This is a genomic window from Bacillus testis (assembly GCF_001243895.1).
Lineage (GTDB): Bacteria > Bacillota > Bacilli > Bacillales > DSM-1321 > Bacillus_AD > Bacillus_AD testis.
Map to the genome: position 1 here is coordinate 3,376,933 of NZ_LN851186.1, position 15,294 is coordinate 3,392,226.

13 protein-coding genes are annotated in these 15,294 nt (G+C 44.3%); 2 read left to right on the forward strand and 11 right to left on the reverse strand.

The window, feature by feature from the left end; genetic code table 11:
* Positions 1-255 precede the first annotated feature (255 nt).
* The gene (locus BN1765_RS16775; protein WP_050616189.1) at positions 256-756 is read left to right on the forward strand and encodes a GNAT family N-acetyltransferase; all 501 of its coding nucleotides are present in this window, start codon (positions 256-258) and stop codon (positions 754-756) included.
* Between the two features lie 124 nt (positions 757-880).
* On the opposite strand, the gene BN1765_RS16780 is transcribed toward BN1765_RS16775, so the two are convergent.
* The 10 genes from BN1765_RS16780 to lepB form a co-directional block, all read right to left on the reverse strand.
* Positions 881-3,058 carry a sigma-54-dependent Fis family transcriptional regulator gene (locus tag BN1765_RS16780; RefSeq protein ID WP_050616190.1) on the reverse strand — a complete coding sequence of 726 codons (2,178 nt, stop codon included), beginning with the start codon at positions 3,056-3,058 and terminating at the stop codon, positions 881-883.
* 191 nt (positions 3,059-3,249) lie between these two features.
* The gene (locus BN1765_RS16785) at positions 3,250-4,368 is read right to left on the reverse strand and encodes an acyl-CoA dehydrogenase family protein (RefSeq protein WP_050616191.1); all 1,119 of its coding nucleotides are present in this window, start codon (positions 4,366-4,368) and stop codon (positions 3,250-3,252) included.
* A gap of 23 nt (positions 4,369-4,391) precedes the next feature.
* Positions 4,392-5,585, reverse strand: coding sequence for an acyl-CoA dehydrogenase family protein (locus BN1765_RS16790; RefSeq protein ID WP_050616192.1), 1,194 nt, complete (start codon positions 5,583-5,585; stop codon positions 4,392-4,394).
* Between the two features lie 72 nt (positions 5,586-5,657).
* Positions 5,658-6,074: a Zn-ribbon domain-containing OB-fold protein gene (locus tag BN1765_RS16795; RefSeq protein ID WP_050616193.1), complete on the reverse strand. Its 417-nt coding sequence runs from the start codon at positions 6,072-6,074 to the stop codon at positions 5,658-5,660.
* A gap of 11 nt (positions 6,075-6,085) precedes the next feature.
* Positions 6,086-7,249, reverse strand: a complete 1,164-nt coding sequence (locus BN1765_RS16800) for a thiolase C-terminal domain-containing protein (RefSeq protein ID WP_050616194.1) — start codon at positions 7,247-7,249, stop codon at positions 6,086-6,088.
* 21 nt (positions 7,250-7,270) lie between these two features.
* Complete coding sequence (locus BN1765_RS16805) at positions 7,271-7,690, reverse strand: MaoC/PaaZ C-terminal domain-containing protein (RefSeq protein WP_050616195.1); 420 nt, start codon at positions 7,688-7,690, stop codon at positions 7,271-7,273.
* 18 nt (positions 7,691-7,708) lie between these two features.
* Positions 7,709-8,152: a MaoC family dehydratase N-terminal domain-containing protein gene (locus tag BN1765_RS16810; protein WP_050616196.1), complete on the reverse strand. Its 444-nt coding sequence runs from the start codon at positions 8,150-8,152 to the stop codon at positions 7,709-7,711.
* A gap of 189 nt (positions 8,153-8,341) precedes the next feature.
* Entirely contained in the window at positions 8,342-9,058 is a 717-nt protein-coding gene (locus BN1765_RS16815; RefSeq protein ID WP_050616197.1) for a class I SAM-dependent methyltransferase, read from the reverse strand.
* Positions 9,059-9,250: 192 nt separating this feature from the next.
* Complete coding sequence (locus BN1765_RS16820) at positions 9,251-10,636, reverse strand: L-cystine transporter (RefSeq protein WP_050616198.1); 1,386 nt, start codon at positions 10,634-10,636, stop codon at positions 9,251-9,253.
* 299 nt (positions 10,637-10,935) lie between these two features.
* Positions 10,936-11,475 (reverse strand): signal peptidase I, encoded by a 540-nt coding sequence (gene lepB, locus BN1765_RS16825; protein WP_050616199.1) that lies wholly within the window; start codon positions 11,473-11,475, stop codon positions 10,936-10,938.
* Between the two features lie 594 nt (positions 11,476-12,069).
* Here lepB and BN1765_RS16830 point away from each other — a divergent pair.
* Positions 12,070-13,911 (forward strand): acyltransferase family protein, encoded by a 1,842-nt coding sequence (locus tag BN1765_RS16830; protein ID WP_050616200.1) that lies wholly within the window; start codon positions 12,070-12,072, stop codon positions 13,909-13,911.
* A 286-nt stretch (positions 13,912-14,197) separates the two neighbouring features.
* Here BN1765_RS16830 and BN1765_RS16835 read toward each other — a convergent pair whose 3' ends face one another.
* The gene (locus BN1765_RS16835; protein WP_315969840.1) at positions 14,198-14,851 is read right to left on the reverse strand and encodes an HD domain-containing protein; all 654 of its coding nucleotides are present in this window, start codon (positions 14,849-14,851) and stop codon (positions 14,198-14,200) included.
* Positions 14,852-15,294 lie beyond the last annotated feature (443 nt).

Sequence of the window (15,294 nt, forward strand, 5' to 3'; positions counted from 1 at the left end):
GTTAAAAGGTTAGCTCCTGCCTTTACAAAGGTAGAAACTCTATATGAGGAGAGAAAAATAAATAGTTTCTGCAATTGACTGATTAATTCTTTTCTAGCAATACCCTATCTGTCCTTTTTTAAGCCTATTGATACAATCATTGATCAGAAAACGAGCATGATCTATGCGCGATGAGCTTTTTCACTAGAAAGCAAGGGATGTAGAGAGTAAAATTAAAATCATCCAAAAATTGAATGAGCAGGAAGTGAACCTTCTATGTCAGCACAAATAGAATTTGCAGATGCCACACTTAATGATTTACCGATCATCATAGATATCTATAATTCAACAATTCCTTCCCGATTAGTGACAGCCGATTTAGAGCCTGTTACCGTTGAAAGCCGAATTCCCTGGTTTCATGAACACAACCCAGAGAACCGGCCGCTATGGATTGCCCGATACCAGGGCGAGATTTGCGGATGGATCAGCTTTCAATCTTTTTATGGCCGGCCAGCGTATCAAGGCACAGCCGAAGTGAGCATCTATTTACATGAACATTTCCGCGGACAGGGACTCGGAAGCATGATGCTTCAACAGGCACTGGAAGCCTCGCCTTCTTTAGGGATACAAACATTGCTCGGATTCATATTCGGCCACAACCGCCCGAGTATCCTTTTGTTTGAACGTTTTTCGTTTGAAAAATGGGGTTTGCTTCCGAGAGTAGCCGAATTAGATGGCGTCGAAAGGGATTTAATTATTATGGGGAAACGCATATAATACAAATGAGCGCAGATGGATAAGCGTGGATAATAGATGGATCTCTCACCTATCAAAGTTTCCAAGCTAGTCTCTTCCTCGCATAAGACCAACAGACAATGAAAAAGCACATAGACCAATTTGGCTATGTGCTTTTGACTCTAGTTTTTGCTTCCTTGGCAGTCGGTATGCCAAGCCGATTCATTTTTTCATATAAAGTCGACCGGCCCATTCCCATTAGCTTAGCCGCTTTAGAGCGGTTCCCATTGGTTTGTTGCAGCGTACCGATAATAAGCTGTCTTTCCCGATCTTCCAAACTTGATCCAGCTACTTCTGGCTCTCCTTCAGAAAGAATCGGTATATATTCTGCTTCTTCGGCCTCAATGGCAGTGGTCAGTTTTGCATAAGGGACGGTCATATGCGAGATATGCTCAGGCAGATCCTTCAATTTAATTTGTTCGCCTTCTAACAGATAGACGGCCCGGCGAATCACATTTTCAAGTTCCCGAACGTTGCCGGGCCATTCATGCGCTGTCAGGGCATCCATCGCTTCTTTTTCGATGCCGGTCACACGAATGCCCAGCTCTGAACTGAATTTGTTGATGAACATCTTGGCCAGATGAGGGATATCATCCTTTCGTTCTGAAAGCGGCGGAATAGTAATGGAAAATACATTGATGCGGTAATAGAGATCCAGGCGAAACTCTCCCGATCGGACCTTGTCCTCCAACTGGGTATTAGTCGCTGCAATAATTCTCACATTTACCTTAATAGGATCTATGCCTCCTACTCTTTCAAACTCGCCGTCTTGCAGGACGCGAAGCAGCTTTACCTGCAAAGCTGGTGACATATCGCCTATTTCATCAAGAAAAAGGGTGCCGCCGTTCGCCAATTCAAACTTACCGGGCTTGCCTTTCTTCTTGGCCCCCGTAAAGGCGCCTTCTTCATAGCCAAAAAATTCAGATTCCATCAGTTCTTCAGGAATCGCTGCACAATTTACTTTAATAAATGGGGCTGCTCTTCTCGGGCTGGCATTATGTATACTGTGCGCAAAGAGCTCTTTCCCAGTCCCGCTCGGTCCCAGAATGACAACGGGAAGGTTCGCCTGGGCCACTCTCATCGCTTCTTTTTTAGCTAGATCTACCTTGGGATTTACAGATACAATATGCTTAAAGGTATATTTGGCATAATTGGATTGTCTGGCCTCTTGGCGAAAATAAGTGATTTCCTTTTCCAACGATTCCATTTTTTCTACCAATTTTTTCAATTCTTTAATGTGGTGGAAGGTTACTTTCTCAACTGCTCCCACAGCCTGTCCATTCTCAACCAATGGCAGGCATGTAACCGTGTAACGGGTGCCCCTGATCATCTGAATATCATTGATGTCTGCCAGGCCTGTTTCCAAGACATTCATCAGATGGCTGTCCGGGCGCAGCTCACGTATGGACCTCCCTATCGCTTCCCCTGTCTCCACTCCAAGGAAATGGCACATATTGCTGTTAATCATGGTAATATTGCCTTCTTTATTCACAACAACTATTCCATCATAGGCCAGTTCAAGCACCGTATCGAGCGTTGTGTTCAATTGCTGGACACTCTGTAGTTCATTTGTGAGCAATTCCAGCTTAGTCATATCCTGCAGGATGGCCACTGCGCCGAACCAGCCATGAGGACCGTCCACCATTCTGCAATGAACCAAAAAGATATGCTCCCCGACCGTACATCGCTGCCCAAATATAGACTGGCCGTCGGAAAGGACACCAGCAATTCCTAGTGAAGGGAACAAATCATCAATGGATTTGCCGATCATGTCCTTGGCTTCCACTTCGAGCATTTCTGCCGCAGCTGCATTAAACACTTGAATGGTCCCGTCTTCATTGACATTGATAACTCCGTCTTCCATTGTTTCTACCAGCGAGCTTAAATTAGAGGCAAGAGCATTCGACTGGCTGAGCAGCGTTTGGAATGCAGTGCTTTTATTAATCATGCCAATAGGGCGGTAATCATCATCAACGATGACAACCTGGCCTTTCGGGCTTCCCAGTGAAAGGCTGATATCAATCTCATCATTATAGGATAAAGCGAATACATCGCTAACCATGACATCGCTTACAGGACGTTGCAAATCAAATCCCGACAGCAGGACGTTATAAATATTAGAGCGAGTGAAAATACCGCATAATTTGCCATTTTCATCTATAATCGGCAAAGCATCGCAATGATGTTGCCGGAATAAATGGACCGCTTTAAAAATCGTTTCTTCTTTATATAGAGTGAGTATATTTAACAATGCTACATCAATCGCTTTTGTTGTTTTCAACATCCCATCACCCTTCCATCACTTTCCATTATTTCAATGATAAACCTTTACATACTTTTTATTCAACTGCAACTTTCAAAATATCTGATATTTCAGTTATATACCTGTTCATTCATCATCTGGACACGCAAAAAAAACTATGGCGGGGAAAACCATAGTTTTTAGCGGATATAGAATAAAGAAGATTTGTCTGATTACCAGTTCAACGCAAGCGCTGCTTTTTCTCTGTTCTCTCTGACAGTTCCTAGATAACTCTCATAATAGCGGGCTCTTTTGACAAATAGATGGCAGTCCAATTCTTCTGTAACACCAATTCCTCCATGGATTTGGACATTGGCTGCCGAGGAAGCGATAAACGCTTCTGAAATATAAGCGCGTGCGCTATAGATGGCAGCAGATCGGTCTTCCGCATTATTGTCTAAAGCCCAGTTTGCATAGTAGCTTAAAGAACGGGCTGTCTCTAATGCCAATTTCATATCGACAATCCGATGTTTGATGGCTTGGAATCGTCCGATTTGCTGGCCGAATTGGACACGGATTTTCGCATACTCTGCTGCCATCGATACAATATGGTCCATAGCTCCGACCATATAAGAACACAAGGCAGCATTGATATGCAGCAACCCTTCTTCGAGCATTTCTCCACCCCTGCCTTCCGTGCCAATCAATCGGTTCAATGGAATTGTCACATTCCTGCAGGTAATTTGGGAAAGAAGGCTCGATTGATCAAAGGACTGTTGATCGTATACTGCCGTCAATTGTTCCTGTTCTACAATAAAGAAAGACGGTCCTTCTTCACTGCGGGCAAGCAAAATAAGATAGTCTGTCAAACTTCCATTAGGAACCATTGTTTTGATGCCATCCAGCGTGTAATGGTCACCTTCCCGAAGGGCCTGGAAGCCAAGATTTTCAATGCCATAGCTCTTGCCTTCTTCCAGCCATGCCAGCGTCACTGTTTTGCTTCCGGAAGCAATTTCAGGAAGATATTGTTCCTTCTGTTCTTCAGTTCCATACTTCTCCAGCAACGGGACGGCAAAAGCCATCGTCTCCATATACACGCCGGGAAACAACGCTCTTCCCATTTCCTCGAGGACCGGTACCAAATCCAAGGAACTCAGCCCAAGCCCTTCGTATTGTTCGGAGATGGTAATACCCATGCATCCAAGCTCACTCAAACCTGCCATCGCTTTATTAAATGAATCTATATTTCCCTTAGCCCAGTCTCTTGCAACTTTAGTCTGCCCCGCTCCATCCAAATATTTACGGACGTATCCACGAAACATTTCTTGTTCCTGATTCAATGAAAAATCCATTTTTCCTAAGCACCTCCTTATGACTAACGTCCCAAATCCTTCGGCAATCCTAAAATACGCTCGCCAATGGTATTTTTCTGTACTTCACTCGTTCCGCCGCCAATCGTCATACCAAATGAATAGAGATAAGTATCTTGCCAGGATGGATCCATAATGGCATCTTTTTTCCACAGCATGCCTTGATGCCCTTGTAAGGACACGGCATAACTGAGTACTTCCTGGGTCAATTCGCTGACCATCAGTTTGTCCATCGATCCTTCCGGGCCTGGGTGTCCGTTTTTCAACGTTTTGGTTAAATTGCGGTAATAATTCAGTAAGGAACCTCTTGTCTTGCTGTATAGTTCGACCATTTTCTGCCTCACAAAAGGGTCTTTAAATGCAGGCTTGCCGTCAATCCGCAACTGTCGGGCTGAATCGGCTAGATCATTGAACTGCTTTTCCAGCGTGAAAACCTGGCCGCCTATCCCTGTCCGTTCATGCATCAGCAAAGCGATTGTGACTCTCCAGCCCTCGTCCACCTCGCCGACAATATCGGCGTCATATGCAACAGCATCATTAAGATATACTTCATTGAAATCATGTTCGCCGTCCATTTGGATAATCGGGCGCGTCTCTACACCGCTTTGATGCATATCCAGGAGGAAGACCGTGATTCCTTTGTGGCGTTTTTCCTGGTTGCTCGTGCGCGCTAAAACAAAACAGCGATCAGCCAAGTGGCCATAGGAAGTCCACACCTTTTGCCCGTTCAAGATCCATCGGTCGCCATCCTTGACAGCTGTCGTCTGGATAGCCGTCAAATCGGAACCGGCATTCGGCTCGGAATACCCTTGGCACCATACTTCTTCTCCTGTAAGAATTTTTTCGATATACTTTTTCTTCTGTTCTTCTGTCCCAATCTGCATTAACGTAGGTGCAACCATATGGATACCCACGTAATTGATGAGGGGCGGGGCCTGTACTCTGACCATCTCCTGCTGGTAGATAATCTCCTCCATCAGTGTGGCATTCCGCCCACCGTATTCTTTCGGCCAGGCAATCGCTGCCCAACCCCCTTCATATAATTTCTTCTGCCAGTTGCGCAAGAATGCAGGATATTCATCGCTTGCTTTATCTAATGCACGCTCGCCTTCTAGCCAGCCGCTCGGCAGATTATCCTCAAGCCATGTCCTTAACTCTTGGCGAAACGCTTCTTCCTTTTCTGTAAATGAAAAATCCATTGCTTTCCCCTCCCTATTTAGAGCGATTCAATTTCTTTGCGTTCTGAAATCCATTGGAGGAAAACAGACTCTTTAAGCCAACTTCCACTGCGGCAAAGCCCTCTCTTCCGTGATATCCTCCCAAACCATGCGAAGCGGCATGCCAATCTTCAATTGCTCAGGATCGCTATCAAGGATATTGCCGATCAGTTTGACAGATGGCACTTGATCGAGTTCCACAATGGCGATGGTCAATGGCAGGTCGTCCTGGAAACCTGGAAGGAAAGGCCTGTAGGAAACAACATAGGAATATAATGTCCCTGTTATCTCGCTGCCGATCTTTTCCCAACTCAGATCGGTACTTCCACACTTGGCGCAAGCCGGGCCTGGCGGATGTGAATAGGCTTGGCAACTGTTGCATTTTTGCAAATGCAATTCATGGCGGTCTGCAGCATCCCAATACGGACTGTTGTCAGGTGTTTTTAACGGTATCGGTTTTTGGTAACTCATCTTGTTCCCTCCTAATTTCGTAGAATCATAGCACCTGCTATATCAGGGCCCGCCCAGCCAGTGCAGATGCCGATTTCGCACCCTTCCACTTGGCGGTCTGTCCCTTCGTACTCATGTCTGATTTGCCTAACGATCTCAAGTACATTGTTCATGCCGTGTGTATATCCTTCAGACAGCATGCCTCCCGCCGTATTGGACGGCAGTTTTCCGCCCATCCGCAGATTGCCGGCAGCCACAAAATCCCCTACCTCTCCGCGCGGGGCCAATCCATATGCCTCTAATTGCCTTAACACTACCCAGCTATAACAGTCATAGATGGAAGCAACTTGAATATCTTCCGGCTTAACGCCTGCGTTTTTGTAGAGCTGAGGAGCCACATAATCGGATGCCACTTCATTCACATTGGCCCAGTAGTGTGCATGTGAAACACATTGGCGTGCAGCCATGCCCATAATATAAACAGGTCTGGATTTACAGTCTTTTGCCCTTTCCGCTGACGTTACGATAATGGCATTCGCTTCATCCGATTCGAGGCAGAAATCATGCTTATTGAATGGATAGCTTAACGTTGGCGTTTCAAGATATTCCTCCATCGTCAGCGGCTTGCCATAGAAAAATGCTTTAGGATTACGCTGTGCATGCTCATAAAAGCTAGTGCAGACATGGCCGAGGTGTTCCTTCGTTAAGCCAGTTTCATGCATATGCCGAGTGGCAAACAATCCGAACCATTGACCCGGTCCTCCTGCTCCGTAAGGAATAAGAAAGCTTCCGCCTTCAAAGGCACCCTGGAGCATATTGGCATCCCAGCCTCCACCGCCCATCCGTACGCCGGATCGGCCATTCATTGCCCGGAAAATCAATACCGTATTGACCTGGCCTGTCTCAATTAAGCCGATTGCATCCGCAATCAACATTTCCGTACTGCTGCCGCCTCCTGAAATATCCTTTACGTAAGCAGGCCGAACGCCTAAATAGGTCGCCAGCTGATGGGATGTACATGAGTCATTTTCGGAATAGCTCATGAAGCCATCTATCTCTTTCGCTGAAATGCCGGCATCCGCGATTGCCGCTCTTGCTGCATCCAACGCTAAATGCAAGGGAGTAGTGCCCGAATTCTTGGACCGTTTACTTTCCCCCACTCCAACTATGGCATACTGATCTTTTATATTTTGCATCAGTGGTCCTCCTCTATTGTTTTAAAAAAAACGAAGTACTGCTTTTCCTGTGCCTACTGTGATGCCTTCTTCTTTTGTTGCCTTCAGAAGCAAGCGCACATACCGCCGCCCATCTTCCTCGAACAGTTCTTCCACCGTCCCATCACAGAAAATGCTGTCTCCAGGCCTCGTCATGGCGCCAAACCGCATATTAAAGGTATGGACCTCAGCATCCGTGCCCGCCAATTTCATGACATACTCCCCCAGAAAGCCCATTATAAGCATGCCATGCGCTATTACACCGCTCATGCCAATGCTTTGGGCAAATGCATCATCGGTATGTAGAGGGTTGAAATCCCCCGAGGCACCGGCATATTTAACTAATTGGACTTTCGTTACTGCCTTTTTTTGAAGCCTCTCTAACTGTTGGCCTTCTTTCAATTTTTCATATTGGCCGATCATACTTCCTGCCTCCTTTCATTAAATAGCTGCTGGTCTATATACGATGTTCGTGCGGCTGACAACAACCATATTTCCTTCTTTATCCTTCATCTCCGTATCCAGCACAAGGAACTGCATCTTGCCGCTTTTCCCCTCTTTTTCATAAAAATCTGCTACTTTCATCTGACAGTGCAAGACATCTCCCGGGCGGATCGGCCTTGTATAAATAAACTCCTGCTCTCCATGCAGCATTCGTTTTTCATCTAAATTAAGTTCGATTCCTTTATCGCCTGCTGCCAAGGCGATTGGGAATGACGGCGGTGCAATCAAGCCGCCATAAGGGGTTTGTTTAGCAAACTCTTCATCCGTATACAAAGGGTTATCGTCGCCAATGGCCTGTGCGAACCGTTTAATATGGCCTTTTTCCACTTCAACAACGAACATGTCCCCCTGCAGGCCGATTATGCTTGTATCGAGGTCCATCCTATTCACATCCTTTTTTTAATAGTTGCTCTGTCTATTATTTATGCAAAAGCCGTTCCGGACACTTTAGACAGACACTTTCCAACACGACTCGCGGCTCTTGAAACCTTTAATCGCCAAGGTTTGCGGCATTTCTTCCAAAAAAACAATAAAAAAACTGCCCCGGCATTAGGAGCAGTATCCAGACAATTATTCAGCTTTACATTTTTTTGCTTGGACAATCAGAAAGTGAGGATTCTTATTGAGGAAATGGAATGCCTTCTCACTGTATCGCTTCATCTCAGGCAATGGCCGCGGTTCAACCAAAGCATCTAACAGGAATTGGTCGGTTACATGGCCCACTATTTCTTCAAGGGGCCTGCGGTAAAATTGGATCTCCACTTTACCGGCCTTCTTCTCCCAAACATCATTTAAAAGTTCTCTTTTGAAATAATCTTCCCTTTTGAATAACGTGAAATCACTAAAAGGATGATGAACCGAAAAAAGAAGCATTCCCCCTGGCTTCATGACCCGATGGAATTCCCGGAAAGTGAACGCCCAATCCTTAAGATAGTGCAGCGTTAACGAACTGACAATCAAATCGAATGAATGGTCTTCGTATGGCAGTTGTTTCTCTAAATCAAGACAGCGGATATCCGCTTGATCCCCCAATCTTTCCTTTGAAAGCTCCACCATTTTTTCATTAAGATCGAGACCGGATACGTCCGCCCCTCTCTTTAGCATTTCTTCTAAATACCACCCTGCCGAACAGCCTGCATCCAAAACGGCGCAGCCATCAAGATTTTCCGGCACCAACTTCATCATAGCCGGCCGTTCATACAATATATTGTACAGATTATCTTCAATCTCTTCGTTAGCATAGGTGTCCGCCAATGTTCGGTACGTATGGATCAACTCTTTTTTCATGAATCAAGCCCCCTTTGTTTGTTCAAATTACACTTTCCTTCCATTATAGCTTAATGGTTGAACGAATCGGATTCTTACTGGAGTTTGAACACCCACTTTATCATTCTTCACCTTTACACCCGTTTTAAAGTGAATGTCTTAGCGCCAATTAGATAAAAAAAGAACTGTCCATTAACAGACAGTTCTTCTCGCTTACATTTCAGCTTCAAGTTTAGTGGTTTGATCCGTATATTGTGTTGTATCCAAGTCGCCGATGATCCGGCTGGTCAGTATACCGGATGTCATACTTCCGCTGACATTCAGAGCGGTCCGGCCCATATCGATTAATGGTTCAACCGAAATCAGCAGCCCGGCAAGAGCAATTGGCAGGTTCATGGCCGAAAGGACCAAAATGGCTGCGAATGTAGCTCCGCCTCCCACGCCGGCAACACCAAATGAACTGATGGCGACAATGACAATCAATGAGGCGATGAAGGAAGGTGTCATCGGATCAATGCCCTGAGTAGGGGCGATCATGACTGCAAGCATCGCCGGATATAAACCTGCACAACCGTTTTGGCCGATCGATAATCCGAATGATCCGGCAAAATTGGCAATGCCATCCGAAACGCCGAGTTGTTTCTGTGTCTTTACATTCAATGGCAACGCACCGGCGCTTGTTCTCGAAGTAAATGCAAATGATAGGACAGGGAATGCTTTCTTGGCATAAATATAGGGATTCAATCCACCTAGCGCCAAGAGAATTAGATGTACGATGAACATCGTAATAATCGCAGCATAAGATGCCCCTACAAACTTACCGAGTTTAACGATCGAATCAATATCGGTTGTCGCAACTGTTTTAGTCATAATGGCGAGAATCCCATATGGAGTCAAACGCAAAATCAGTGTAACAATTCTCATAATGATGCTATAGAACGTATCAACAATTTTCCCAAAGAACTCTGCATGCTCCGGCTGTTTCCGTCTGACACCCAAAAAGGCGATGCCGATGAAGGCAGCAAAGATGACGACAGAAATCGTAGAAGTTGGACGGGCGCCAGTAAAATCAAGGAACGGATTTGAAGGGATCAATTCAAGAATCTGTTGCGGCATTGTCTTGCCATCGACTGTCCCGTATGTTTCTTTCAGCTGATTTGCCCTTTCAAGCTCTGCATCTCCCTGCTGGATTTGCACAGCTTCTAAGTGAAAGATATTAGCAGACGCAATCCCTACAGCAGCAGCAATCGCTGTCGTCCCTAATAAGATACCTATAATCAAAATGGCAATTTTGCCGATATTCGTCGTAAGTTTCAAACGAGTGAAAGCAGAAACAATTGATATGAATACCAATGGCATAACAATCATCTGCAGGAATTTCACATAGCCGCTCCCGACGATACTGAACCAGTCTACCGCTTCAGTAACCGCCTTTGACTGCGGTTCGTAGACATATTGCAAAAATAAACCGAACACAATCCCGATCCCCAAAGCAGTAAATACACGTTTGGTGAAGGACACATGTTTTTTCTGCATATATACCAGCACTGCCAATAGGATGACCATAATAACAATATTTAAAATAGCATAGCCTGTCATTCCATTACCTCCTTAAATTGTGTAAACAAGTTTAACAATACCAATAAAACTTATAGGATTAATACACTTGCTACATTATATTACCATCCCATCGATGGTTGTGACTAGTTTTACACATTTAAAGATTGAGATTTTTTAAAACGACCCTATTGATTTAGAGAACAAACAAAAAAGGCGACCTAAGCGCCTTTCCCATTCTTGAAGATTCTAGTTCTCTCCTCACCCTATTTGGTTTTTCTGCTATTCATATGAAATGCCAAGATCCTTCACAGGAACTCCAAATGGATTAAGGTACCACTCTATTCGGGGTTTCCCATTTCATCAAAAGGAAAGAACCGGAACTTCACTTCGCCCATCACCGCTTTGTCGGAAATAAAGCCGAACATCCGGCTGTCATTGCTGTTTCTTCGATTGTCCCCCATAACAAATATGGTGCCTTCAGGAACTTGTGTTTTACCCGTTTTTTCGGCAAGGGTAAAATCGTCCGTTAAGTGCGTACCTATTGGAAGAGCCTCTTTATATTGATTAAGATAAGGTTCTTCATAGGCTCGGCCATTAATATAGAGAACATCTCCTTTTACCTTTATCGTATCGCCAGGCAGACCGATTACTCTCTTTATATAATTGTCGTCCGATTCGGGACTTTTAAAAACGACGACATCAAATCGCTTAATTTTACTGATCTTGCTGACAATCACTTTATTATGGTCTTCAAATGTCGGCATCATACTTTCGCCTGAAACGGTAACCGGCGTAAACAGAAATTGCCGGCAGACAAAAACAATAACCAATGCGAATACAATTGATTTAATCCAAGAGAATATTTCATTTTTAACCACTCTCCAACACTCCTCATGTGTTCATATACCAAAATTCCCGGCTACAGCCTTCTTGGCAGGAAAATCCCTCCCAAATGCGCTCCCCATACTCATTCAATCAACTGAAATAAATTAATGTTCAGTCAATAGGAACTATATAAAAATAGTTTTTTCCTCCTACTTCTTGCCTCAAATAGAAATTCATGAACATATCGCTTTACAATACTGGTAAATTTCTTTTTACTTAGTATATATACTGCATTTTCCAATATTTTTTTATGATGGGAAATAGACTTACCTAAATAGTATAACATTCAGAAGTTTATGTAAATTATCCACTCCCCCTAATGGTTAGGGCAAGTGTAAAGCAAAATAGGCAGTGACTTAAAACGGACATAAAAAACATAAAAAAAACACAACTTATATACTTTTTGCATCGTTTAAATAAATGTAACGAAACCGTAATACGATCCCTATACATTATGTGGTATTTTAGATGGATTCCAATGACAATTTATTTTTTTAATAGAATGGAAGGATCAGCTATGAAAAATCAAAAAACGCATGCAAACAATGATTCAATGAAACAGCTTATCTTCATGAGAGGCAATACTCATGGTTAAGAAAAAAAGAGAGCATAGCCGTTATATCCCTGGCCTGGATGGATTGCGAGCCATTGCAGTGCTCGCGGTTATCGCTTATCATTTGAATTTCAAATGGGCATCCGGCGGTTTGTTGGGTGTAACCATTTTCTTTGTTTTATCAGGTTATCTAATTACAAATTTATTATTGATCGAGTGGGACCGGACCCAACGCATCGATTTAAAAAACTTCTGGATCCGGAGAGCAAGAAGATTGCTGCCCGCCATGTTCACTATGTTATTCGCGGTGACTGCCTGGGTTACTCTGTTCGACCAATCCTTCTTGGCGAAGTTGAGAGATGATTTCTTGCCGGCAGTCTTTTATTACAGCAACTGGTGGTACATCTTCCAAGATTTATCCTATTTTGAAAGTATGGGTACACCATCGCTTTTGACGCATTTTTGGTCCTTAGCAGTCGAAGAACAGTTCTATATTGTCTGGCCACTATTGATATTCGGAGCTTTTTTCTTCAAGTTGAAAAAGAAGCAGCGGTTAGTCATCACATTAACGGCAGCATTTGCATCCGCTTTGGCAATGGCCATCTTGTACAGCCCGACGGTCGATCCAAGCCGCATCTACTACGGAACGGACACAAGAGCGTTTTCTTTATTAATTGGCGCGGCATTGGCCATGGTTTGGCCCAGCCATAAATTATCGCGGGCATTGCCAAAAAAAATCCGCTTTTCAATGGATATCATAGGCGGCGTTGCCCTTGCTTCCATTTTGCTTATGATGGTTCTGTCAAATGAGTACAATAGCTTTCTTTATCGGGGAGGAATGGTGCTGCTTTCTTTACTCACTGCCATCCTGATAGCTGTACTTGTACATCCGAGCAGCAAATTGGCAACCTATATGAGCTTTAAACCATTGAAATGGATTGGCATGCGGTCGTACGGTATCTATTTATGGCATTATCCGATTATCTTGTTGACCACCCAGCAAGTGGATACCGGCTCAGCCCATCCACTCCGTATGTTGGCGCAAATGGCGCTCACCGTCGCAATCGCTGAGTTATCTTACCGGTATATCGAAAATCCGATTAGACACGGTGCAATCGGAAGAATCTCGAAAAAGGTCCGGTCAGGGCAAATCCAATGGAAGGCCGTTGCAACCAGCCGCTGGATTGCGCTTGGATGCGGATTAATCGCCATTTGTATTTCATCAATAGGGTTGGCATCCACTCCTGAAAACCAAGACAAGGATCTGGCCAGCCACAAAAAAACAGAAGCAATCGTTGAGCAACATAACACACAGACGGCCAATATGCAGGTTGGCGACCATAACAGCCCGCCATCCCAAACAAAACCATCTGAAGGCAAGCAGCCGGAGAAAAACCAGGTTAAACATAGCCTTAAAATGGTCAGCGTCATCGGCGACTCGGTCATGATTGATGCTGCCCCTTTTCTAAAGGAACATTTTCCAAACATCATCATCGATGCCAAAGTCGGCAGACAGATGCACCAGGCTGAATCGATAGTGGAACAAATGAAACGCGATGGAAAGCTGGGCGATACGATTATCATTGGATTAGGTTCAAACGGCGCTTTCAACAGTAAACAATTAAGCAGCCTGCTAGATGCGATCGGCAAAGACAAACATATTGTACTAATTAATGCGCGTGTGCCCAGACCATGGGAAAGCATCGTCAATGATTCCCTATCGTCCGCTGCGTCTTCGCATGATAACGTCTCGCTTGTCGATTGGTTTGACAGCAGCACTGGGCATAATGAGTACTTTGCCAATGATGGTATCCATCTAACAAAAACAGGAGCGCAGGCATTTGCCTTGCTGATCTCTTCTGAAATCAACTCCTAAAGCTAAGAACCCCGATCACCAAAATGGATCGGGGTTCTTTATTGCCAGTTAGCCCAATGAATGATTTCTCACCCGCAACATTGCTGCCGTCATGGGGCAAGAAGCCATACATATCCTCTTTTAAGAAGAAACGAATGGGAATATATCATGTAAACTTTATCCCACTGCTATTTATATTGTATTTTGTTTTACACCAATTTACGTTCCCAAGAAAGGGTCAGCCATTCCGCCTTTCCTCTTATTAGGAGCAGGATTCAAGAAAATAGTTTTTCTATTATGCCTGTCTCTATTGCCGGCCTTCCCACTCTGCATAGAACGCTTCTAAGAAAACATGCATCCGTTCAGTCCTTCTTTCAGCTATTTTCCGTCCAAAAGAGGTATTCATTAAATCTTTCAGTTTGAACAGCTTTTCATAAAAATGATTAATGGCAGTAGCGGGTTTTGTCCGGTATTCCTCGGCTGTTGTTATCTCCCTTGGAGAACTGTCCGGATCATGGAGGATATGCCCTTTAGCTCCGCCATACGCAAAAGCTCTCGCAATGCCGATGGCACCAATGGCATCAAGCCGATCGGCGTCCTGCACAACCTTGCCTTCGATTGTTTCCATGGCAGGCCCGTTGCCGCCTGCATATGACATCGTGGAAATAATCATTTCTATATGTTTTCTGGACTCAGGGTCAACATCTTGTGAACATAACCACTCATGAACTTTTTCCATGCCCGCTTCTTTACTGTCATTCAATTTTTCATCGGCAAGATCATGCAGCAATGCGCTCATTTCGCAAATAAAGGCATCTGCCCTTTCTGCTTCAGCAATGGCCAGCGCAGTTTGCCTTACGCGATGGATATGCCACCAGTCATGCCCGCTCGGCTCTCCGGCCAATTCTTCTTTTACGTATGCTTCAGTATGTAACAGAATTGATTCTTGTGAAGGCATCATGATCACTCCTTACATCCATAAAGTGAAACTTTAATTGGATTCTAACTAACTCTTGATCTCCTGCCTATGCTTCTTTATCTTCACTTCCGTGTTGAAGCGGGCGTTTTAGCGCCAGTTATGGATCAAAAAAGCCGCATTAACAACTAAACTCATTAAAACGACTTATTCCCAATGATAGCATCATTATATTCAACGCAGCAACAGAGACTGCTCTGTGGAGGGGAATCTTAGCGCCAGTCAGAAGTCCAACAGGTTCATTTTCTTTTTTATGTACATACTAGTAACGTGAAACTTTGATTGCTAGGGTTTCTGCCAACCAGTCATTTGTTGAACTAACCCGCATTCTTTCTATCGCTTGATTTCCAACTTACACTTTTTCCATTTCACACATCTGGTGAAACAGAATTCTAAGCGTTGGTTAGAAGAGGACAAAAAATCATTTA

Bases quoted from the DNA above. Each gene is read 5' to 3' on its own strand.
- BN1765_RS16835 (WP_315969840.1), bottom strand. From the start codon at position 14,851: ATGATGCCTTCACAAGAATCAATTCTGTTACATACTGAAGCATACGTA.
- BN1765_RS16785 (WP_050616191.1), bottom strand. From the start codon at position 4,368: ATGGATTTTTCATTGAATCAGGAACAAGAAATGTTTCGTGGATACGTC.
- BN1765_RS16795 (WP_050616193.1), bottom strand. From the start codon at position 6,074: ATGAGTTACCAAAAACCGATACCGTTAAAAACACCTGACAACAGTCCG.
- BN1765_RS16800 (WP_050616194.1), bottom strand. From the start codon at position 7,249: ATGCAAAATATAAAAGATCAGTATGCCATAGTTGGAGTGGGGGAAAGT.
- BN1765_RS16780 (WP_050616190.1), bottom strand. From the start codon at position 3,058: ATGTTGAAAACAACAAAAGCGATTGATGTAGCATTGTTAAATATACTC.
- BN1765_RS16830 (WP_050616200.1), top strand. From the start codon at position 12,070: ATGGTTAAGAAAAAAAGAGAGCATAGCCGTTATATCCCTGGCCTGGAT.
- BN1765_RS16805 (WP_050616195.1), bottom strand. From the start codon at position 7,690: ATGATCGGCCAATATGAAAAATTGAAAGAAGGCCAACAGTTAGAGAGG.
- BN1765_RS16815 (WP_050616197.1), bottom strand. From the start codon at position 9,058: ATGAAAAAAGAGTTGATCCATACGTACCGAACATTGGCGGACACCTAT.
- BN1765_RS16810 (WP_050616196.1), bottom strand. From the start codon at position 8,152: ATGGACCTCGATACAAGCATAATCGGCCTGCAGGGGGACATGTTCGTT.
- BN1765_RS16820 (WP_050616198.1), bottom strand. From the start codon at position 10,636: ATGACAGGCTATGCTATTTTAAATATTGTTATTATGGTCATCCTATTG.
- BN1765_RS16790 (WP_050616192.1), bottom strand. From the start codon at position 5,585: ATGGATTTTTCATTTACAGAAAAGGAAGAAGCGTTTCGCCAAGAGTTA.
- BN1765_RS16775 (WP_050616189.1), top strand. From the start codon at position 256: ATGTCAGCACAAATAGAATTTGCAGATGCCACACTTAATGATTTACCG.